This is a genomic window from Sphingomonas sp., assembly GCF_965248875.1.
In the GTDB taxonomy this organism is placed as follows: Bacteria; Pseudomonadota; Alphaproteobacteria; order Sphingomonadales; family Sphingomonadaceae; genus Sphingomonas.
This window is the reverse complement of the sequence record NZ_CBDFKR010000003.1, coordinates 152,562-172,842: the sequence shown is the minus strand read 5'-3', so window position 1 is coordinate 172,842 and position 20,281 is coordinate 152,562. Positions and strand designations below refer to the sequence as shown.

The window sequence follows — 20,281 nt, the reverse complement described above, 5'->3', positions numbered from 1 at the left end:
ACGCGCCGTTAACCACCCCTGCAACCAACAGGCAGGGGTGGGTCATGAAGTTCTCGATTTTTGTCGGCGCGGGTGCACTCGCGCTGGCCGCCCCGCTTCAGGCGGGCCCGGTGCTGATCGCGAAAGGGTCGATCAGCGGTAGCAGCGCCGGCGCCAACGCCGACCTTTCCGGGCTGACCGGCACGCTGGAGAACGGGCTGCCCGCCAATATTCTCGGCGGCTTCGGCTCCGGCCTTGCCTATGCCGGAGGCAACACCTTCCTGGCGCTGCCCGATCGCGGCCCCAACGCCACGCCGTATAATTCGCTCGTCGACGATACGGTTTCGTACATCGCTCGCTACCAGTCGGTGACGCTGCAGCTGACGCCGCAGGCTGGCGGCGGACTGCCCTTCGCCCTGACGCCGACGCTGACCGGCACAACGCTGCTCTACAGCCCGACGCCGCTCATTTACGGCACTGGCACCGGTCTGGGCAATCGCGCCGACGGCTCGCTGCTCGGCTCGGGCGCGCCGTCCAGCAACACCCCTTTCAGCTTCTACTTCTCCGGCCGTTCGGACAATTTCGGCGCGGGCGGCTCAGGCAATCCCGCCAACGCCCGTTTCGATCCTGAATCGATCCGCGTTTCCAACGACGGCCGCAGCGTCTTCATCTCGGACGAGTACGGCCCCTATGTCCGCCAGTTCGACCGCACCTCAGGCCAGCTGCTTCGCACCTATACGCTTCCCGCCAACCTCGACGTGGCCACCGTCTCCGCGCACGGCAAGGACGAGGAAGCCAACTTGATCGGCCGGGTCGATAACAAGGGGATGGAGGGGCTGGCGATCACGCCCGACGGCAAGACGCTGGTCGGGATCATGCAGGCGCCGTTGCTGCAGGATGTGACGAACGCCCCCAAGCTGCTGCGCATCGTCACGATCGACATCGCGACCGGCACCACGCAGGAGTTCGGCTACTCGCTCACCACGGGCACTGGCGTCAGCGAAATCGTAGCTGTCAACAATCATCAGTTCCTGGTCGACGAACGCGATGGCAAGGGGTTGGGCGACGGCAGCAACGCGGCAGTCAAATCGATCTTCCTAATCGATACCGCGGGCGCGACCGATATCTCGGGAGTCGTCAACGCGACGGCAACCGGCCCGAATGCGACGGCGGTCGTCACCAAGTCGGCAACGCCCTTCCTTGACATCGTCGCGGCGCTCAAGGCGAACGGCCTGACCGCGGCGCAGATCCCCGCCAAGATCGAAGGCCTGGCGTTCGGGCAGGACGTGACGCTGAACGGCCAGCTCCTCCACACCCTGTTTGTCGCCAACGACAATGATTTCGTGCCCGGCACCGCGGGGGCCAATCAGTTCTTCGTCTTCGGTTTTCAGGACAGCGATCTGCAGGGCTTTACCGCGCAGGCGATCGCGGCGCCGGTCCCGGAGCCTGCGACCTGGCTCACCATGCTGCTTGGCTTCGGCCTGCTCGGCGCCGCGCTGCGCCGGTTGGGCGGGGGCGCCCGGCGCGGAACGGTCGGCGCAGCCCGCCGAGGTAGTTAGGCGGCCGGTTTGGCCTCGAGCAGGACAGGCCCGTCGCTGGTTACCGCATATTCGCGGATCGCGGCCATGATCTTGGCGGTGTCGGCATGGCGGAAATGCGCCTGGACCGCCGCCATGTCGCGCCATTCCTCATAAAAGAACAGCCGCGCCGGCACGGCCGCGTCAACATAGCAGCGGTGCGACAAACAGCCCTCCTCGCCGCGCGACCGCTCGCTATGCGCCAGCCCTTCGTTCTTCATCGCCTCGATGCTGCCCGCCCGCGCGGTGACGCTGCCGGTGATCACGATCATGGTGTTCTCTCCCACATTCTCTCGCCGCCGACCCAGGTCTCCAGCACCTGCGTCGCGCGCAGCTCGGTTGGTGATGCAAGCAGTGGATCGCGATCGACGATGATGAAGTCCGCGCGCTGCCCGACCGCCAGAATCCCGAACTTGTCTTCGGCGAACCCGGCATAGGCGGCGCCGCCGGTAAACGCCCACCAGGCCTGTTCGCGGCTGACCCGCTCTTCGGACCGCCAGCCCCCGAACGGCTGACCATCGGGATCTGCGCGCGTGAACGCCGCTGCCCAACCCGCCCAGGGGTCCGGCCGCTCTACCGGGAAGTCCGATCCGAACGCCAGCTTCGCGCCGACCCGTAGCATCGACGCCCACGCATAGGCGCCGGTCAGCCGCGCGCCCTGAATACCCGACGTCCCCAGCCGCGCTTCCGCCATCGTCCGGTCGCTGGTCTGGTGGGTCGGCTGCATCGACGCGATCACGCCATGCTGGCCAAAGCGCGACAGGTCGGCGGGATCGACGATCTGCGCATGTTCGATCCGCCAGCGCCGGTCGCCGCCATAGGTCGGCGCCAGCACGTCGATCGCGTCCAGCACCGCGGCGTTCGCCCGGTCGCCGATCGCGTGCACCGCGACCTGCCAGCCGTCCATCGCCGCCCGGCTCATCCGGTTCTGCAGCTGATCCTCGGTCATCTGCGCCGCGCCGGTTTGCCCCGGCGCGTCCGCATAGGGCGCCTTCAGCCACGCGCCGCGCGATCCGAGCGCGCCGTCCTCATATATCTCGCCGACGCCGCCCATCCGCAGCCGGTCGGCATACAGCCAGGGAGTCGGCCCACGCCCGCCGACCGCCGAGGCGACCTCCTGATCGACCGCATAGGACATGATCCGGACGCGCAGCGCGCCGGCGTCGCCCATTCGCCGGAAGCTCAGCCAGTCATCGATGCTCGTCCCCATGTCGGCGACCGCGGTGATGCCGCTGCGGTGGAGAATGGCCTGCGCGGTCAGGAACGCGGCGTCACGCTCCTTGGGCAGCGGCGGCGGCACGGCATGCTGAATCAGCACCTTGGCCGCATCGACGAAAACGCCGGACGGCGCTCCCCCCGCGCGTTCGATCCGGCCGCCCGGCGGGGCGACGGCGCGCGCCGTGACGCCGCCCGCCCGCATCGCCGCCGTGTTGGCCCAGCTGGCGTGCCCATCGGCGCGCGCCAGCCACACCGGCCGGTCGCCGACCGCAGCGTCAAGCTCGGCCGCGGTGGGGAAGCGGCCGAGATGCCACCGCTCCTGGTTCCAGCCGCCGCCAAGAATCCAGCGCTTATCGGGATTGGCCGCGGCATAGGCTCTGATCATTGCCTGCGCATCCGCCAGGCTGGTCGCATCGGACAGGTCAAGCGCCATCGCGCGGAACCCCAGTTCCATCACATGCCCGTGCGCATCAATCATGCCCGGCAGCATTACCCGCCCATGCATGTCCAGCCGCCAGTCGGGTCGCGCCGGCCGCGCCGCCTCGCGCGCCAGCAGTGCTCGAACCTTGCCATCCGCCAGCAGCAGCCCGGTGAAGCGTAGGACATGCCCCTCCCGATCGAGCGTCACGCCGTTGACGTTGTCGATCAGCCCGTCGGCCAGCGCGGGGCCGGCGAGCGAGAAGGCGGCGAACACGGCGACGGCGGTCCTGAACATCGCCAGCCGGATAGGCGCTGTTCCCCCGCCGCGCCAGATGGCCTAGGGCGCGCTGCATGGCCTCCCTCGCCCGAACCGCCGCGCCCGCTACGGACGCCGAGCCGCTCCCCGTCACCATCGCCGACGTCCACGCGGCGCATGCCCGCATCGCCGATGCGATCGTCCGCACCCCCACGCTGATCAGCAAGACGCTGAGCGACCTGACCGGCGCGACAGTCTATCTCAAGTTCGAGAACCTGCAGTTCACCGCCGCCTACAAGGAGCGCGGCGCGCTCAACACTCTGCTGCTGCTGCCGGACGAGGCCAAAGCGAACGGCGTCATCGCAGCTTCGGCCGGCAATCATGCGCAGGGGCTCGCCTATCACGCGCAGCGGCTCGGGGTTCCGGCGACGATCGTGATGCCGACGACGACGCCGATCGTGAAGGTGACGCAGACGCAGGGGCACGGCGCCGACGTCATCCTGGAGGGCGACACCTTCGACGCCGCCTATGCTCATGCCCGTGTGCTGGAGGAGGAACGCGGCTTCACGTTCGTCCACCCGTTCGATGATCCACGCATCATCGCCGGGGCGGGAACGACGGCGGTCGAGATGTTCGAGGACGTGCCCGCGATCGACACGCTGGTCACGCCGATCGGCGGCGGCGGCCTCATTTCCGGGATGGCGACTGTGGCGCGCGCGCGTGAAGCCGAAACGGGCCGTGCGATCCGCGTCATCGGTGTCGAGGCGGAACTCTTCCCGTCGATGTATAATCGTCTCAACAACACGCATCTTCCCTGTGCGGGCGATACGCTGGCCGAAGGCATCGCAGTCAAGGAACCGGGCGGCGTCACCGCCCGCATGGTCCGTGCGCTGGTCGATGATATCGTGCTGGTGTCGGAACGGCGGCTGGAGGAAGCGGTCAGCCTGCTCCTGCAGATCGAGAAAACGGTGGTGGAGGGCGCCGGCGCAGCCGGGCTGGCGGCGCTGCTCGCCTATCCGGAGAAGTTCGCCGGGCGCACCGTCGGGGTGGTGCTGTGCGGTGGCAACATTGACACGCGGCTGCTCGCCAATGTCCTATTGCGCGATCTCGCGCGGTCGGGCCGCCTTGCGCGGCTGCGCATCCGGCTACAGGATCAGCCCGGCGCGCTCTTCAACGTCGCCCGCATTTTTGATCAGGAGCGGATCAACATCATCGAGGTCTATCACCAGCGCGTCTTCACGACGCTGCCCGCAAAAGGCCTCATCACCGACATCGAGTGTGAAGCACGCGACCGCGGACACCTCGATCGCCTGGTCGCCGCGTTGGGCGAAGCAGGCTATGAGGTATCCGCGGTCGAACTCGCCTGAGCCGTCGCGCGCTGGTCCGCGCAACGGCCGTGAGCGGCGAAGCCTAGGGGCTCTTGGTCTTCGTATCGTTCGACGCGCCGACCGCGATAATCGCGGCGATGCCGGCGACGATCAGCAGCGCATAGATGCCGGCGCTGCCGCCACCCAGATTGCTATGCTTCGCCGACGGGGTCGACGCGCGCTGTGCGGACGCGACCGACAGGCTCGACGCCGGATTGGCATTGGCAGCAACCGGAGCGACGACCATGCCGGCCGCGGCCAGGGAGAAAAGAACCGATTTCAGACGCATGAGCAGAGCCCTCCTTTTACTGCAGTCCCGACAACCAGTCGGCGCTACTAGTGTTCCAACCTTAACGACTTCTATTTCGCGCCGCAACACGGGCTCTGCCTTAACCCTCTTTCGTGGTAAAGCCGCTTTTCAGCAGGGCGCGCACCCGGCATAGCGGCTCGACCCTTTCGAAAGGCCCGCTACCGGTGACTGCGCCGTTCCGTTTCCCGCGCTTCTTCGTCACCAGCCCATCGCCTTGCCCGTACCTGCCTGGCAAGCAGGAGCGCAAGGTGTTCACCGAACTGAACGGCGTTCATGCGGCCGAATTGAACGACGCGCTCGGCCGGATCGGCTTTCGCCGGTCGCAATCGGTGGCCTATCGTCCGAGCTGCGCGGGCTGCACCGCCTGCGTGTCCGTGCGCGTCGTGACGCCCGATTTCCAGCCCAACGCAACGCAGCGCAAGCTCGTCAAGCGCCACGCCGACCTGGAGGTGACGCCCTGCCGCCCCTGGGCCACCGACGAGCAGTACCAGCTCCTTCGCGGCTATCTCGCGACGCGCCATCCGGGCGGCGGCATGGCGCGGATGGACGAGGAGGACTTTGCCGACATGGTCGAGCATTCCCCCGTCAACTCGTTCCTGCTCGAATATCGCGAGCCGGCGCGCTTCGGCCGCCGCGGCAAGCTGATCGGCGCGTGCCTGACCGATCGTCAGGCTGACGGACTGAGCATGATCTACAGCTTCTTCGACGCCGGCGGCGCGGACCGGCCGGGGCTGGGCACCTTCATCATCCTCGACCATATCCTGAAGGCGCGCGAGGCGGGGCTGCCCTATGTCTATCTCGGCTATTGGGTGAAGGGGTCGCAGCGCATGGCGTACAAGGTCCGCTACCGCCCGCTCGAGATCCTCGGCCCGACCGGGTGGCGGCCGCTGGACGAGCGCGAGCTGACACACATCTGATCGCGAACCGAGTCCGGCGCGATTTGTTACACGTTGCGACGATTTGCAACGTGCCGGCTGGCAGCAACTTCGCTTAGGGTGGATGGGCACAATCCCGCCACCCGGCGGGTCGAGGATATCGTTCATGGCAAAGCGCATGCTGCTGCACGACACCCGCCTCAACGGCAACGCGCCGCATATCGCACAGAATATCTACCGCGTCGGTCCCAAGGACAAGATCGCCAATATCGTGAGCTGGGTACAAGCATATGCGGCGTCGCAGGGCGGCCTGGATGAGCTGATCGTCATGTGCCACGGGGGCGAGGCGCATTGGGACATGGAACATCAGATGTCGGTCGCCCGCACGAGCGGCGGCTGGGGGCTGCAGCTCGGCAAACGGGGCCTTGACCTGCGTAACGTCGCCCTGGTCAGGGCGTGGCGCAATCCCAAGCCGCTGATCGGCAAGATCATAATCTATGCGTGCGCGGCAGCGGACACGGGAAAGGGCAACGCCGGCACCGTGGGGGACGGGCGGCGGTTCATGGGCGAGATGGCGCTCTATTCCGGCGCAACCGTCATCGCATCGTCGGCTACCCAGATGTTCAGCCGATCCATGTTTCTGAACCGGATCAATTTCGGCGAATGGGAAGGGCCGGTGTTCAGTTTCAGCCCCGACAGCGGCGCCTCGACGCCGATCTGGGCCGACAAGATGCAGTAATCAGCCCTCCCGGCTGACGCTGACGTCGACGTCCAGCTCCTCTGCCCCTTCCCCCAGCCGCGATCCCGCCACTGGCGCGGCGCCCGCCGCATCCAGCGCGACGGCGACCCGGACATTCTCCTCCTCCGGCGACATGCCCGTCGTCGGGTCGAAGCCGATCCAGCCGATCCCCTCGACATGCGCCTCCGCCCAGCCGTGGGGCGCGGGGCGGTGCGCGCCGCCGACCTCCCACAGGTGATAGCCGGACACGAATCGCGCCGGCGCGCCGAGCGAGCGTGCCGCGACGCAGAAAATCTGCGCCAGCGCCCGCGGCGTCGCGCGTTTGCCTGCGAACGCCCGCGCCGCGGGCTGCTTGGGCTCGCCCCGCTCGCGCGCGATCCCGAACCGCTCGTGGAGCGCGCAATTCAGCCGGTGCAGCCGGTCGAGCGTCCCGCCCTCCCCCGCCGCCTGCCGCGCCCAGTCCGCGATCGCCGTATCCGGCGCCGTCGCCGCGGTCGCGCGCAGATACAGCGCCGGCGGCAACGGCTCGGCCGCACCCAGCACCGCGCCTGCCGAATGGCTGGTCACCACCTCGCCATGCACCGCCAGTTCGATCTCGGTCAGCGGGCCCTCGGCGTAGAGCATGGTGATGCAATTTCCGAACCCATCGGTGCCCTCACGCATCCGCGCATCGCAATCGACATGCACCCGCCACGACGCGACGGTCTGGTCATGGGTGTTGCCCGGCGTGAGCCGCAGCAATTGCACCACCCGCGACTGCGGAACGGTGAAGCGATAGGTCGTGCGATGATCGACCGTCAGGCGCATGCGCGTCGATCCTCCTCGCTGACGCGGAGGGGAACCGCCGCCGCAGGCGGGGGTGGAGGGGGCAGGCCGCGTGTAAGTCGCTCGCGGCGAGCCCCCTCCGTCACGCGTTTCGCACGCGCCACCTCCCCGTCCCGGAGAAGAGTAGCGGGGCCACGCCCCTCACCCAAAGGTGAACTGCCGCCCGACCGCGGCGTGGAGCAGGTCGTTCTCGTCGATGAACGCCTGTAGATATTGGTGCAGCCCCGCCGCGATGACCTCGCCCGAGCGCGTCTTCGCCACCCGGCTGGCGCGCAGCCGCGCCATGCGGTCCGCCTCGCCATGGCGGCCGGTGTGCTTGGCCAGCATCCCCAGCACCTCGACCACCTCCTCCGCCGACGCCGCGAGGCTGCGCGGCATTTCCGGCCGCGCCAGCAGCAGGTCAACGACATTGCCGACTGTCAGCCCTTCCGAATAGAGCCAGCGATAGGCGGTCACCGCCGACACCGTCTGCAGGATCGTCGTCCACTGGTCGCGATCAAGCACGCCGCCGACCGGCTCGCCCTCGGGCAGCAGCAGATGGTATTTGACGTCGACCAGTCGCGCGGTGTTGTCCGCGCGCTCGATCGCTTGCCCCAGCCGCACGAACCACGTCGCCTGGTTGCGCAACATCCGATAGACCGCGCCCTCGAACCCGCGGCTCTCGTTCTGAACCGCCGCCACCATCCTTAGCGTGTCGTCGAGGTCACACCCCTCGGGCCGCGCCTCGAAGGTCAGCCAGGCACGGTTGATCGCAGTCCATGCTTCACGCGTCAGCGCCGTGCGCACCGCCTTCGCATTCTGCCGCGCCATGTCGAGGCAGCGCACGACGGAGCCGGGGTGCGACGCGTCCGTGGTGAGGAAGCACGCCACTTCCGTTTGGGTAGCGGCGGCACCCGTCGCGGCGAACGCCTCGTCATTCTCGGTCACCGCCAGCGCCGACGCCCAGGCCGCCTCGCCCGCCGGCCGCGACGACAGCGTGTCGAGCCGCGCCGTCGCCTCGACCAGCCGCGCGACGAAGTCTGCCCGCTCGAAATAACGACCGAGCCAGTAGAGCGAGGATGCGGTGCGGCTCAGCATGGGCAATCCTCCCCGTTCACGGGGAAGCGGCGCGCGGCGTCAGCCGCGTGACGGAGGGGGCTCTCCGCAAGCGGCGCCGCCTGTGGAAAACCCCCTCCTCCACTCGCGCAAGTGCGAGTGGTCCCCCTCCCCGTAATCGAGGAGGACTTCAAGACGACCGCCCCTGCGACTGCGTCATGCCGCCCATCCGCTGCGTCTGCGTCTGCGTCTGCGCTGGCCCATCCTCCATCAGCACGAAGCTGTCCTTGGTCCCGCCCCCCTGGCTGGAATTGACGACGAGCGACCCTTCGCGCAGCGCGACCCGCGTCAGCCCGCCCGGCACTACCTGCACCCCCTTCGCGCCGGTCAGCACGAAGGGGCGGAAATCGACGTGCCGCGGCGACAGGCCGCTCTCGGCGAGCGTCGGCACCGTCGACAGCGCCAGCGTCGGCTGCGCGATATAGCGGTGCGGCTCCGCCGTCAGCGCGGTGCGGAACGCCTCGATCTCGGCGCGCGACGCGGTCGGCCCGACCAGCATCCCGTACCCACCCGAGCCGTCGACCAGCTTCACCACCAGCCGGTCGAGATGATCGAGGGTATAGCGGAGCGCGTCGGCTTCCCGGCACCGATAGGTCTCGACATTGGGCAACCGCGCCTCGCCGCCGGAATAATAGCGCACGATCTCGGGCATGTAGCTGTAGATCGCCTTGTCGTCGGCGATGCCGTTCCCGGGCGAGTTGAGGATCGCGACGTTGCCCGCGGCATAGGCGGCGATCAGCCCCGGCACGCCGAGCGCCGAATCGGGACGGAAGATCAGCGGGTCGAGAAAGTCGTCGTCGATCCGGCGGTAGATCACGTCTACCCGCACCCGCCCCGCGACCGTACGCATATAAACGACGTCGTCGTCGACCAGCAGGTCAGCCGCCTCGACCAGCTCGACCCCCATCGAGTCCGCCAGGAAGCTGTGCTCGTAATAAGCCGAGTTGAAGTGCCCGGGGGTCAGGACGACGCAGACCGGGGCGCCGGACGGCTTCGGCGCGACCGACTGCATCGTCGCGAGCAGCCGGTCGGGATAGCTGTCCACCGCAGCGACGCGAAGCTGGCGGAACAGCTCGGGGCACAGCCGCAGCATCGCCTCGCGGTTCTCGAGCATATAGCTCACCCCCGACGGCGTGCGGGCATTGTCCTCCAGCACCCAAAAGTCATCGGGCCCGGTCCGAACCAGGTCGATGCCGCAGATATGCGCGCGCACGCCATGCGGGCTGCGCACGCCGTGGACTTCGGGCCGGAACTGCGGGTTGCCGAGCACCAGGTCGGCTGGGAGCACACCGTCGGCCAGGATTTTCTGCGCGCCATAGATGTCGTCGAGGAAGGCGTTGATCGCCTCCACCCGCTGCACCAGCCCTTCGGACAGCCGCGCCCACTCATGCGCCTGGAAAATCCGAGGTACGATGTCGAACGGGATGATCCGCTCCGCCGCCGCCTCGTCGCCATAAACGGCGAAGGTGATGCCGAGCTGGCGGAAGGTCGTCTCCGCCGACTGCTGGCGCCGCCGCAGCTCGCCCGCCTCAGTACCGTCCAGCCAGCCCGCAACCGCGTCGAAGCCGGACCCGCAGCCGTCCCTGATCTCGTCGAACGCGGGTCGCTGCTGCATCGGGCGGATCAAGACTCCGGACGGGGTGACGGTTCCCATGCTGGCCGGGTTCGCTGCGCCGCACAAGGCCTTCTCTCTACCTCCCCGCCGTGGGGCAGAGCTACAGCCCCGTCATCACTCCCGGCGTCAGCACCTGCGGCAATACCCGCGGCATGGCCGCCCCCGGTGCGTAGTAGATATACAACGGGACCCCCGCCCGGCCCTGCGCCTCGATGAACCGCCCCAACGCCGGATCGCCGCCGGTCCAGTCCCCCACCAGCACCGCCACCCCCTTCGCGTGCAACGCCGCCCGCGCAGGCTCGATCGCCACCCGTTCGTTGACCTTGCAGGTCAGGCACCAATCGGCGGTAAAATAGGCGAACACCGGCCGGTGCTGCGCCCGAAGCTGCGCCAGCCGCGCCTCGCTGAACGGCAGGTCGCGGCCAGGCCTGCCGCCATGGACCGACGGACCGGCCGCCCAGAGCACGCTCATTGTGACCACGAAAGCGAGCGCACCCGCCACGCCGGCCAAAGGCATCGTTCTGCCCCGCCGCTGCAACGCGCCGAGTCCCGCGAAGAAGGTTCCGAAGAGCAGCGCGAAGAACACTGCGCCGCCGAGCCGCCCCGTCTCCTGCCACAGCAACCACACCAGCCCCGCCGCGGTCAGCCACATCGGCACCGCCAGCACGCGGCGCGCCCGCTCCATCCACGCGCCCGGCCGCGGCAGCCGCCGCCGCAGCGCCGGTATGAACCCGAGCAGCAGGAACGGCAGCGCCAGCCCAAGGCCGAGCCCCGCAAACACCGCCAGCCCCGCCGCCCAGGGCAAGACCAGCGCCGCGCCCAGCGCTGCCGCCATGAATGGCCCGGTGCACGGCGTCGCCACGAACGCCGCCAGCGCCCCGGTCGCGAACGAGCCCAGCCGATTGGCCCCGCCCTCGAACGACAGCGACGGCACCTCCCACAACCCGGACAGATTGGCCGCGATCGCGACGCAGAGCGCCAGCAGCGCGGCGATCATCCGCGGATCCTGCAGCTGGAACGCCCACCCCGCCGCACTCCCCCAGGCGCGCAGCAGCAGGATCGCCCCGCCCAGCCCGACGCACACCAGCACCACCCCCGCCGTGTAGGCCAGCGCCTCGCCCCGCATGTGCGCCTCGCTCTCCCTCGACCGCGCCAGGCTCAGCGCCTTGAGGCTCAGGATGGGAAACACGCACGGCATGACGTTGAGGATCAGCCCGCCCAGCACCGCCAGCCCGAACGCCGCCAACGCCGTGCCCAGCCAGCCGCGCGCGCCGGGCACCGCGCCCGCCCGCGCCGTCAGCCTCAGCCCCCGGCCCTCGCCGACCCGCAGCACCGCCTCGAACGCAGCCGCCGGGTGTCCTGCCGTCTCGATCACCACCCGGTCGCCGTCGCGCGTCACCGTCTGCGCCGCGGCATAGTCGAACGCGTTCGGCGTCACCGGCAACAGCGACGCCCCATCCAGCGGCGCGCCCGCCGGATAGGGCACTGCAATCCGCACCCTGCCGTTCTGCGCCGCAAACGCGGCGTCGCCGCCCAGCGGCTTCGGCACCGCGCGCCTCCAGCCGTCGAAGCGCGGGTCCGCCGCGCCGCCATCGCCGACCGTCAGCTCGGTCGCGACCGTCTGCGCCTCCGGCACGCACAGCGAGCGGGTGCAGACCAGATAGCTGAGCTTCAGCTGCACCGGCAGCCGCGTCCCCACCGCCAGCCCCGCCGGCACCCGCAGCGTCACCAGTGGCGCAAACGGCTGCTCATAGACGTAGTTCATCAGGCCTGAGATCAGCAGCGTCCCCGGCACCGGCCACTGCCAGGCGCCCGCCGTCATGCCAGCGGGCAGAGCCCATTCTAGCTTGGGCGGAAACCCGGCATCGCCCGGATTTTCGCCCCAATAGCCGTGCCATCCGACTTGCGGCCGGGTGTCGAGCGCCAGCGTCACCGCTTCGCCCGCGCGCGGGCGCGCCGTCTCCGGCGCCAGCGTCATCGCCAGATGCGGCGCACCCTGCGCCTGCTGGGCCGGCGCCGCCCCGCCGCACAGCGTCATCAGCAAGCAAAACAGCGCGGCTATTGTCCGGGTCATCGCCCCGGCCCATAGCCGCCCCCGCCAGTCTGCCCAAGGATCAAGGCATGAAAGCATTTGCCGCCGCCCTGCTCGCAGCATCCCTGCTTTGCGCACCCGTCATTGCCCAGACTGCTCCCGCTCCGACTGCTCCCGCCCCCGCCGCCGCTCCGGCCGGGAAGCCGACACTCATCGTCGCGATCTCGGTCGATCAATTCTCCGCCGACCTCTTCGCCGAATACCGCAACCGATTCACCGGCGGCTTCGCGCGGCTGCTCGACGGCGCGGTGTTCCCGTCGGGCTATCAGAGCCACGCCGCGACCGAGACCTGTCCCGGTCATTCCACGCTCATGACGGGCATGCGCCCGGCGCACACGGGGATCGTCCTCAACACCTGGCGCGACGAGCGTTCGCCGCTCGCAGACAAGGTGATTTACTGCGTCGAGGACGAGCACAACGCAGCGAACCGCCACGACCATTACACCGTTGCCAACGATCACCTGCTCGCCCGCACGCTGGGCGAGCGGCTCCGCGCCGCCAACCCCGCCAGCCGCAACGTCGCAGTGTCCGGCAAGGACCGCGCCGCGGTGACGATGGCCGGTCGCACCGCCGACGAGACCTGGTGGTGGGACGCCGATGCGCGCGCCTTCGCGACCTATCCGGGCCGCCCGGCGCCCGCCATCGTCGACCGCGCCAACGCCGCGATCGCGGCCCGCATCGGCGCGGCGCAGCCTGCTCTCGACTTGCCTGCCTGGTGCGCAGGCCGTGCCCGCAGCGTCCCGACCACCGGCCCGACGGTGGGCGACGGCCGCTTTGCGCGCGAGCCGGGCAACGCCGCCGCTTTCCGCGCCTCGCCCGAGTTGGACGGGGCGACGCTGGCGCTCGCCGCCGGGTTCGTTCAGACCATGCGGCTCGGGCGCGGCAGCGCGCCCGACGTGCTCAGCGTCTCACTGTCGGCGACTGATTATGTCGGCCACGCCTATGGCACGCAGGGCGCGGAGATGTGCCTCCAGCTCGCCAGCATCGACCGCGACCTAGGCGATTTCTTCGCGGTGCTCGACCGTGCGGGGATCGACTATCTGGTCGTGCTCGCCGCCGACCACGGCGGCGTCGACCTGCCGGAAAGGGCGCTCGCGCAGGGCGCGGCGGGGGTTTCGCGCTCGCATTTCGACCCTGACGCGGCGATCCGCGCGGCGACGGCGGCGGTCGGCCTGCCCGCGACGGCGCTCCACTTCCAGGAGTCGAACCTCTACGCCGACGCGACGCTGCCGCCCGCCGTCCGCACCCGCCTGATCGCCGCCGCGCGCACGGCGATCCGTGCCCAGCCAGATGTCGCCGCCGTTTTCACCGCCGACGAGATCGCCGCCTCGCCCGAACCCGGCGGCCCGCCCGAGACCTGGCCCCTCATCATGCGCGCCAAGGCGAGCTTCTACCGCCCGCGCTCGGGCGACCTGATCGTGGCACTCGCGCCGCGGGTGTCGGGGGCCAGCGAGCCGCGCCCCGGCTATGTTGCGACGCATGGCAGCTTCTGGGACTATGACCGGCGCGTGCCGATCCTGTTCTGGCGGCGCGGCATGCCCAGCTTCGAACAGCCGCTGTCGGTCGAGACGGTCGACATCATGCCGACACTGGCGGCCGTGCTGGGGCTGCCGGTCAGCGGCGTCGACGGCCGGTGCCTCGATCTCGATCCCGGCCCGGCGAGCACCTGCCCCTGACGTGAAGGTTACACGGCGCGCCGCGCCAAAACCGCGTCGTTGGACGTCGCCGGCTGCCGCGCTTCAGCGCCGCTCGAACATCCTGATCCCCGGCCCCAGCCGGTTCGCGCCGACCGCCAGCCGCTCGCCGCTCAGGTCGGCGACAAAGGCGGGGCCGGTCGGCGCACCAGGCGCCAGCCGCGCGTCGTTGCCCTCGACGCGCAGCCCCGCCGACGGATAGGTCCGCGCCTCCGCCGCCACCACGATCAGCCCCGAATGATTCTCCTTGTGGCTGCCCTGCACGAACGCGTTGCGCGCGATCAGCCCCGTCGCGCCGTCGGGCAGATCGATCATATAATTCGTGCTGCGCCCGGCGGTGTCGTCGAAGCTGTTGCCGGTGATCGTCACACGCGGGCTGCGCAGCTTCACATAGTGCCCGCCCGTTCCGCGCTCGAACCGCGAGTTCGTCACCATCACCTGCCCGCGATTGGCGAGGTAGATGGCGTGCGCGCAGTCGCGCGTCTCGTCGCATTGCCCCAGCCCGGCGAAGGTCGAATGGTCGATCACGATCCGCTGACCGGTCGGCTCGCCGCCCAGGATGCCCTCCTGGCTGTCGAGGAACATCGAGCGCGTCACGGTCAGGTCGCCAAGCTCGGTCCTGATCCCCGCACCGTTGCCGTCGCCGACGCGCAGGTGACGGAACACCAGTCCGTCGACCGCCGAGCTCCGCCCGCGCAGCACCAGCACCGCCTTGTCCTCGCAGGTCGTGCCCTCGAACACCGCCGTCCCCGGCTGCCGCGCACGGAACGTGATGTCACCCCCCGCCTGCACGGCGCAGTCGTGATACACGCCGGGCGCGATCAGAATCGTCCCGGCACCGGTGCGGATCGAGCTCACGGCCTCCTGGAGGCGGGCGAAGCCCTGCCCGGTTTCCGCGATGACGAATGGCGCGGGTTCAGACCTCGCAGCCAGCAAAGCGCACCAGGCGACGGATATGGTCAGGGCTCGCAGCATCGGACAACTCCTCTCGCCCGCTGCTGGCGTGGCGGTTCGCTACATACCAGCCCAGTTCAGGGTTAACGGCCACGGGTCGGCGTCGCAATCGTTGCTGGCGTCGGCGGCCGTACCGGAACGGGACAGGAACCCAGAAACCGTCAACATTGCACCTTTGCAACTTGCGAGCCCATTAAGTGATTGTTCGCAATCATCTAATGGGGCGGAAAACGTCGCCTCGATATTGGGGGAGAGCGATGAAGACCTATCTTTGGGCGGCTGCGGCCGCGACAGTGCTGGTCGGCTCGGCGGCAACTGCGCAGACTGTGAGCAACACCAGCCTGCAGAATCTGAACGGCACCAACGGTGCGGGCGTTGCGACCACGACGACGACGCCCACCGGCACGCGCACCACCGTGGTCGGCCCGGGTGGCGGCGCCAACCGCGTCAGCGGTGCGTTCACCACCAATCAATGGTATCAGAACAATGTCGGCGGCGGCGGTACGGTCGGCATCACGACCGACTACAGCCGCAACGGCAACGGCTCCGCCTTCTTCTCGACGACATCCGCGGACAGCAAAGCCGACCTGCAATATTATCTGAGCAGCCCGATTGCGCTGTCCAGCCTGTCGAGCGTTTCGTTCGACTTCTATCGCGACCCGGCCTCGACCACGACGGCGCTGTTTTCTCCGGTTTTTCGCTTCGACATCTACAAGAATTGCGGATTTGCGGGTGCCCTAGTGCTCGAGAACTACTATCAGGCCAATCAAAACGCCCCGGTCGGCACCTGGACGACGGTATCGGCGACGCTCGGCACCGGTCAGTTCTGGGCCACCAACGCGGCGCTCGGGCCGACCTTCGCGGATGCCAATGGCGGCGTGAAGACGATGGCGGAATGGATTGCCGCCAACTCCACCGCGAACCTCAGCGTCGTCGGGCTGGAAATCGGTGTGGGGTCGGGATGGACCGGCACCTTCTCCGGCGCGGTCGACAATGTGCGGGTTGCGTTTGCGAACGGCCCCAACGTCAACGCCAATTTCGAGGTTGCTGCGGTTGCTGCGGCAGTGCCCGAGCCGGCGAGCTGGGCGATGATGATCGTTGGCTTCGGCGTGGTCGGCTTTGCGCTCCGCCGCCGGGCCAAGGTGCAGACCGCGGTCCGCTTCGCCTGATCGGATAGGTGGGAACGGGCGCGTCGCCTACGGCGGCGCGCCCGTTCCTGCGTCAGTCCAGGTTGGGCCGCAGCCACCGCTCCGCCAGCGCCGGATCCACCCCACGTCGCGCCGCATAGTCCGCGACCTGATCCTGCCCGATCCGCGCCACGCCGAAATATTCGGCCTGTGCGTGCCCGAAATAAAAACCGCTGACCGCCGCGGTCGGCAGCATTGCGAAGCTCTCGGTCAGCGTCAGCCCGGTCGCCTCCGCATCGAGCAGGTCGAACAGCATGGCCTTGAGCGAATGCTCGGGGCAGGCCGGATAGCCGGGCGCTGGGCGGATGCCACGATACTGTTCCTTGATGAGCGCCTCGTTGGTCAGCTGCTCGCCCGCGGCATAGCCCCACAGCGTCGTGCGCACATGCTGGTGCAGCCGCTCGGCGAACGCCTCCGCCAGCCGGTCTGCCAGCGCCTTCAGCAGGATGTCGTTGTAATCGTCGTGCCCCGCCTTGAACCGCGCGAGATGCGGCTCGAGTCCATGGATGCCGACCGCAAACCCGCCGATCCAGTCGCCCGCCGGATCGACGAAATCGGCCAGGCACATGTTGGCGCGCCCCTCGCGCTTCGCGATCTGCTGGCGCAGGAAGGGGAGCCTTAGCTCCTCCCCGGCACGGGGAGGGGGACCGCCAGCCGCAGGCTGGTGGTCGAGGGGGCCCTCCACGCGGGTTGTCGCTTGGGGCTGCGCCCCCTCCACCACGCCCTGCGGGCGCGGTCCCCCTCCCCGTCCCGGGGGGGAGTTTACGAGAACGACATCATCCCCCTCGCGCCGGCACGGCCACAGCCCGACGACGCCACGCGCGGTCAGCCACCCCTCCCCCACGATCCGGTCGAGCATCGCCTGCGCATCTGCGAACAGCGCGGTCGCGCTCTCGCCCACCACCGCGTCGTCGAGGATCGCTGGATAGTTACCCGCCAGCTCCCACGCGCGGAAAAACGGCGTCCAGTCGATCAGAGCGCGGAGATCGGCCAGATCCCAGCCGTCGAACACGTGCCGCCCAGGCGACATCGGCGCCGCCGCCTTGAGCTGCATGTCCGCCGCAAAGCCCCGCACGCGGGCTTCTGCGAGCGGCAGCAGCTCGTTCGCGCCCTTGCCCGCGCGGGCGTCTCGGACCTTCTGATATTCGTCCGCGACACCCGCGACATAGGCGTCGCGGCCGGTGTCGCTGACCAGCGTCGTCGCCACCCCCACCGCGCGCGAGGCGTCGAGCACATGCACGATCGGACCGTCATAAGCTGGCGAAATGCGGAGCGCGGTATGCACCTTCGACGTCGTCGCGCCGCCGATCAGCAGCGGCATCGTCATGCCTGCCCGCTTCATCTCCTCGGCGACGGTCACCATTTCGTCGAGGCTCGGCGTGATCAGCCCGCTCAAGCCGATCATGTCGGCGTCGTTCTCGTTCGCCGCCTCCAGGATGCGCGACCACGGCACCATCACGCCTAGATCGACCACCTCGAAGCCGTTGCACTGGAGGACGACGCCGACGATGTTCTTGCCGATATCGTGAACGTCGCCCTTGACCGTCGCCATGACGATCCGGCCTTTGCCCTTGGCGCCCGGCTCCTTCGCCGCCTCGATGAAAGGGAGAAGGTGGGCGACCGCCTTCTTCATCACCCGCGCCGACTTGACGACCTGCGGCAGGAACATCTTGCCGCTGCCGAACAGGTCGCCGACGACGTTCATGCCGTCCATCAGCGGGCCTTCGATAACCTCGATCGGCCGCGCGAACGCATGGCGGCACTCCTCGGTGTCCTCGACGACATGCAGGTCGATGCCCTTTACGAGTGCATATTCGAGCCGCTTGGTCACCGGCAGCCCGCGCCACTCCGCCGCCGCCTTCTCCGCCACCGCATCGGTGCCGCGGTACCTCTCCGCCAGCGCGACCAGCCGGTCACCCGCCAGCGGGTCGCGGTTGAGGATCACGTCCTCGCACGCCGCCCGCAGTTCGGGGTCGATCGCGTCATACACGTCCAGCTGCCCGGCATTGACGATCGCCATGTCCAGCCCCGCGGGGATGGCATGGTAGAGGAACACCGAATGCATCGCGCGGCGCACCGGCTCGTTGCCGCGGAAGCTGAAGGACAGGTTCGACAGCCCGCCCGAATAATGGGCGTGCGGGCAGCGGACGCGAAGCTGCTTCAGCGCCTCGATAAAGTCGACCGCATAATTGTTGTGCTCCTCGATCCCCGTCGCGACCGCGAAGATATTGGGATCGAAGATGATGTCCTCGGGCGGAAAGCCGATGCCGACGAGGAGGTCATAGGCGCGCTTGCAGATCGCGACCTTGCGCGCCTCCGTATCCGCCTGCCCGGTCTCGTCGAACGCCATCACGACGACCGCGGCGCCGTACGCCATGCACTTGCGCGCGCTGTCGAGGAACGCCGCCTCGCCCTCCTTCATGCTGATCGAATTGACGATCGGCTTGCCGGAGACGCACTTCAGCCCCGCCTCGATCACGCTCCATTTCGAGCTGTCGATCATTACCGGCACGCGCGCGATGTCGGGCTCCGCGGCGATCAGCTTGAGGAAGGTGGTCATCGCGTGCTCGGCGTCGAGCAGCCCCTCGTCCATGTTGACGTCGACGATCTGCGCGCCGTTCTCCACCTGCTGCCGCGCGACCTCCACCGCGCGCGTATAGTCGCCCGCGAGGATCAGCTTCTTGAACGCCGCCGAGCCGGTGACGTTGGTGCGTTCACCGATATTGACGAAGGTGGAGGAGGTCATCTGCTTCTCATTCCTCCCCATTTATGGGGAGGGGAACCGCTCGCGAAGCGAGTGGTGGAGGGGGCCCTCCGCAAAGGTGATCGCCAGCGGAGAGCCCCCTCCACCGGCTTCGCCGGTCCCCCTCCCCGCGCGGCGGGAGGAGTTCAAGCCGCCATCGTCATCGGCTCCAGCCCCGCCAGCCTCGTCCTGACCCCAGGCGTCGGCACCACCCGCGGCGCCAGCCCGCGCACCGCGTCGGCCATCGCCGCGATGTGCGCGGGCGTCGACCCGCAGCACCCGCCCAGTACATTGACCTGCCCGGCCCGCGCCCACTCGCCGACCAGCGCGGCGGTCGTGCCGGGCGCCTCGTCGTAAGCTCCAAGCTCGTTGGGCAACCCGGCATTGGGGTAAATCATCACCAACGTATCGGCGATCTGCGACAGCGTCTTGACATGTGGCCGCAGCTGCTCCGCCCCGAACGAGCAGTTCAGCCCGATCGTTACCGGCTTCGCATGGCGCACCGCGTGCCAGAACGCCTCCACCGTATGCCCCGACAGGTTGCGCCCGCTTAAGTCAGTCAGCGTCATCGACAGCATGATCGGCAGGTCGCGCCCCAGCGCCGCCCGCGCCTCGATCGCCGCCATGATCCCCGCCTTGGCGTTGAGCGTGTCGAACACCGTCTCGATCAGCACGAAGTCGACCCCGCCCTCCACCAGCGCATCGATCTGCTCGCGATAGACCTGCTTGAGGAAGTCGAAGTCGATCTCCCGATAGCCCGGATCATTGACGTCGGGCGACAGCGACAAGGTCTTGTTGGTGGGCCCCAGCGCCCCCGCCACGAAGCGTGGCCGGCCGTCCTGCGCCGCCGCATCCGCCGCAGCCCGCGCGATCCGCGCCGAGGCGACATTGATCTCGCGCACCAGCGCTTCCGCGCCATAATCCGCCTGGCTGATCCGATTCGCCGAGAAGGTGTTGGTCGACACGATGTCCGACCCCGCATCTAGGTACGCCTGCGTGATCGCCTCGATCACCGCCGGCCTGGTCAGCGCCAGGATATCGTTATTGCCCTTCTGGTCGTGGCCCAGCGCCAACGACCCGGCATAGGCCGCCTCGTCCAGCCGCCAGTTCTGGATCTCGGTCCCGAACGCCCCGTCGGTGAGCAGAATGCGCTCGGCTGCGGCGGCATTGAGCTGTTCGCGTTTGGTCATCGTCAACCTCGCTCCTCCCCGCACGCGGGGAGGTGGCGCGCGCAACGCGCGTGACGGAGGGGGCTCTCCAGCAAAGGTGACGCCGGTGGAAAGCCCCCTCCACCATTCGCTTCGCGAGCGGTCCACCTCCCCGTGAACGGGGAGG

The 20,281-nt window shown here is 68.8% G+C and carries 16 protein-coding genes; 6 read left to right on the top strand and 10 right to left on the bottom strand.

Translation table 11 applies throughout. The features are described from left to right. The first annotated feature begins 44 nt into the window (after positions 1-44). The gene (locus ACP2AD_RS01115) at positions 45-1,538 is read left to right on the top strand and encodes an esterase-like activity of phytase family protein (protein ID WP_425228233.1); all 1,494 of its coding nucleotides are present in this window, start codon (positions 45-47) and stop codon (positions 1,536-1,538) included. Here the strand turns inward: ACP2AD_RS01115 and ACP2AD_RS01110 are convergent. After that, complete coding sequence (locus ACP2AD_RS01110; RefSeq protein ID WP_425228232.1) at positions 1,535-1,828, bottom strand: putative quinol monooxygenase; 294 nt, start codon at positions 1,826-1,828, stop codon at positions 1,535-1,537. The genes ACP2AD_RS01115 and ACP2AD_RS01110 overlap by 4 nt on opposite strands. Beyond that, positions 1,825-3,489 (bottom strand): amidohydrolase, encoded by a 1,665-nt coding sequence (locus ACP2AD_RS01105; protein ID WP_425228231.1) that lies wholly within the window; start codon positions 3,487-3,489, stop codon positions 1,825-1,827. Before ACP2AD_RS01105 ends, ACP2AD_RS01110 begins: the two co-directional genes overlap by 4 nt. A gap of 56 nt (positions 3,490-3,545) precedes the next feature. Here ACP2AD_RS01105 and ACP2AD_RS01100 point away from each other — a divergent pair, with 56 nt between their 5' ends. Then, positions 3,546-4,817, top strand: coding sequence for a threonine ammonia-lyase (locus ACP2AD_RS01100; RefSeq protein ID WP_425228230.1), 1,272 nt, complete (start codon positions 3,546-3,548; stop codon positions 4,815-4,817). Between the two features lie 43 nt (positions 4,818-4,860). Here ACP2AD_RS01100 and ACP2AD_RS01095 read toward each other — a convergent pair whose 3' ends face one another. Continuing rightward, on the bottom strand, positions 4,861-5,106 hold the full coding sequence (locus tag ACP2AD_RS01095) for a hypothetical protein (RefSeq protein ID WP_425228229.1): 246 nt from the start codon (positions 5,104-5,106) through the stop codon (positions 4,861-4,863). 185 nt (positions 5,107-5,291) lie between these two features. On the opposite strand from ACP2AD_RS01095, the gene ACP2AD_RS01090 reads away from it, so the two are divergent. After that, entirely contained in the window at positions 5,292-6,044 is a 753-nt protein-coding gene (locus tag ACP2AD_RS01090) for an arginyltransferase (protein WP_425228228.1), read from the top strand. Between the two features lie 124 nt (positions 6,045-6,168). Next, on the top strand, positions 6,169-6,741 hold the full coding sequence (locus ACP2AD_RS01085; protein WP_425228227.1) for a hypothetical protein: 573 nt from the start codon (positions 6,169-6,171) through the stop codon (positions 6,739-6,741). Here ACP2AD_RS01085 and ACP2AD_RS01080 read toward each other — a convergent pair whose 3' ends face one another. The 4 genes from ACP2AD_RS01080 to ACP2AD_RS01065 all read right to left on the bottom strand — a co-directional run bounded on the left by ACP2AD_RS01080 (position 6,742) and on the right by ACP2AD_RS01065 (position 12,350). Then, positions 6,742-7,548: a transglutaminase family protein gene (locus tag ACP2AD_RS01080; protein ID WP_425228226.1), complete on the bottom strand. Its 807-nt coding sequence runs from the start codon at positions 7,546-7,548 to the stop codon at positions 6,742-6,744. It abuts the gene before it with no gap. 159 nt (positions 7,549-7,707) lie between these two features. Next, positions 7,708-8,643 carry an alpha-E domain-containing protein gene (locus tag ACP2AD_RS01075; protein ID WP_425228225.1) on the bottom strand — a complete coding sequence of 312 codons (936 nt, stop codon included), beginning with the start codon at positions 8,641-8,643 and terminating at the stop codon, positions 7,708-7,710. A 148-nt stretch (positions 8,644-8,791) separates the two neighbouring features. Further along, complete coding sequence (locus ACP2AD_RS01070; protein WP_425228224.1) at positions 8,792-10,276, bottom strand: circularly permuted type 2 ATP-grasp protein; 1,485 nt, start codon at positions 10,274-10,276, stop codon at positions 8,792-8,794. Positions 10,277-10,376: 100 nt separating this feature from the next. Beyond that, positions 10,377-12,350 (bottom strand): protein-disulfide reductase DsbD family protein, encoded by a 1,974-nt coding sequence (locus tag ACP2AD_RS01065; protein ID WP_425228223.1) that lies wholly within the window; start codon positions 12,348-12,350, stop codon positions 10,377-10,379. A 47-nt stretch (positions 12,351-12,397) separates the two neighbouring features. On the opposite strand from ACP2AD_RS01065, the gene ACP2AD_RS01060 reads away from it, so the two are divergent. After that, complete coding sequence (locus ACP2AD_RS01060) at positions 12,398-14,044, top strand: alkaline phosphatase family protein (protein ID WP_425228222.1); 1,647 nt, start codon at positions 12,398-12,400, stop codon at positions 14,042-14,044. A gap of 63 nt (positions 14,045-14,107) precedes the next feature. Here ACP2AD_RS01060 and ACP2AD_RS01055 read toward each other — a convergent pair whose 3' ends face one another. Beyond that, positions 14,108-15,037 carry a right-handed parallel beta-helix repeat-containing protein gene (locus ACP2AD_RS01055; RefSeq protein WP_425228221.1) on the bottom strand — a complete coding sequence of 310 codons (930 nt, stop codon included), beginning with the start codon at positions 15,035-15,037 and terminating at the stop codon, positions 14,108-14,110. A 236-nt stretch (positions 15,038-15,273) separates the two neighbouring features. Here ACP2AD_RS01055 and ACP2AD_RS01050 point away from each other — a divergent pair, with 236 nt between their 5' ends. Next, on the top strand, positions 15,274-16,185 hold the full coding sequence (locus ACP2AD_RS01050; protein WP_425228220.1) for a PEPxxWA-CTERM sorting domain-containing protein: 912 nt from the start codon (positions 15,274-15,276) through the stop codon (positions 16,183-16,185). Positions 16,186-16,237: 52 nt separating this feature from the next. Here the strand turns inward: ACP2AD_RS01050 and metH are convergent, their stop codons facing one another. After that, entirely contained in the window at positions 16,238-18,949 is a 2,712-nt protein-coding gene (gene metH, locus ACP2AD_RS01045) for a methionine synthase (RefSeq protein WP_425228219.1), read from the bottom strand. Between the two features lie 143 nt (positions 18,950-19,092). Beyond that, positions 19,093-20,136, bottom strand: a complete 1,044-nt coding sequence (locus ACP2AD_RS01040; RefSeq protein ID WP_425228218.1) for a homocysteine S-methyltransferase family protein — start codon at positions 20,134-20,136, stop codon at positions 19,093-19,095. Between the last annotated feature and the right edge of the window lie 145 nt (positions 20,137-20,281).

Bases quoted from the DNA above. Each gene is read 5' to 3' on its own strand.
- ACP2AD_RS01100 (WP_425228230.1), top strand. From the start codon at position 3,546: ATGGCCTCCCTCGCCCGAACCGCCGCGCCCGCTACGGACGCCGAGCCG.
- ACP2AD_RS01075 (WP_425228225.1), bottom strand. From the start codon at position 8,643: ATGCTGAGCCGCACCGCATCCTCGCTCTACTGGCTCGGTCGTTATTTC.
- metH (WP_425228219.1), bottom strand. From the start codon at position 18,949: ATGACCTCCTCCACCTTCGTCAATATCGGTGAACGCACCAACGTCACC.
- ACP2AD_RS01065 (WP_425228223.1), bottom strand. From the start codon at position 12,350: ATGACCCGGACAATAGCCGCGCTGTTTTGCTTGCTGATGACGCTGTGC.
- ACP2AD_RS01115 (WP_425228233.1), top strand. From the start codon at position 45: ATGAAGTTCTCGATTTTTGTCGGCGCGGGTGCACTCGCGCTGGCCGCC.
- ACP2AD_RS01040 (WP_425228218.1), bottom strand. From the start codon at position 20,136: ATGACCAAACGCGAACAGCTCAATGCCGCCGCAGCCGAGCGCATTCTG.
- ACP2AD_RS01060 (WP_425228222.1), top strand. From the start codon at position 12,398: ATGAAAGCATTTGCCGCCGCCCTGCTCGCAGCATCCCTGCTTTGCGCA.
- ACP2AD_RS01080 (WP_425228226.1), bottom strand. From the start codon at position 7,548: ATGCGCCTGACGGTCGATCATCGCACGACCTATCGCTTCACCGTTCCG.
- ACP2AD_RS01105 (WP_425228231.1), bottom strand. From the start codon at position 3,489: ATGTTCAGGACCGCCGTCGCCGTGTTCGCCGCCTTCTCGCTCGCCGGC.
- ACP2AD_RS01050 (WP_425228220.1), top strand. From the start codon at position 15,274: ATGAAGACCTATCTTTGGGCGGCTGCGGCCGCGACAGTGCTGGTCGGC.
- ACP2AD_RS01095 (WP_425228229.1), bottom strand. From the start codon at position 5,106: ATGCGTCTGAAATCGGTTCTTTTCTCCCTGGCCGCGGCCGGCATGGTC.
- ACP2AD_RS01070 (WP_425228224.1), bottom strand. From the start codon at position 10,276: ATGCAGCAGCGACCCGCGTTCGACGAGATCAGGGACGGCTGCGGGTCC.
- ACP2AD_RS01085 (WP_425228227.1), top strand. From the start codon at position 6,169: ATGGCAAAGCGCATGCTGCTGCACGACACCCGCCTCAACGGCAACGCG.
- ACP2AD_RS01110 (WP_425228232.1), bottom strand. From the start codon at position 1,828: ATGATCGTGATCACCGGCAGCGTCACCGCGCGGGCGGGCAGCATCGAG.
- ACP2AD_RS01055 (WP_425228221.1), bottom strand. From the start codon at position 15,037: ATGCTGCGAGCCCTGACCATATCCGTCGCCTGGTGCGCTTTGCTGGCT.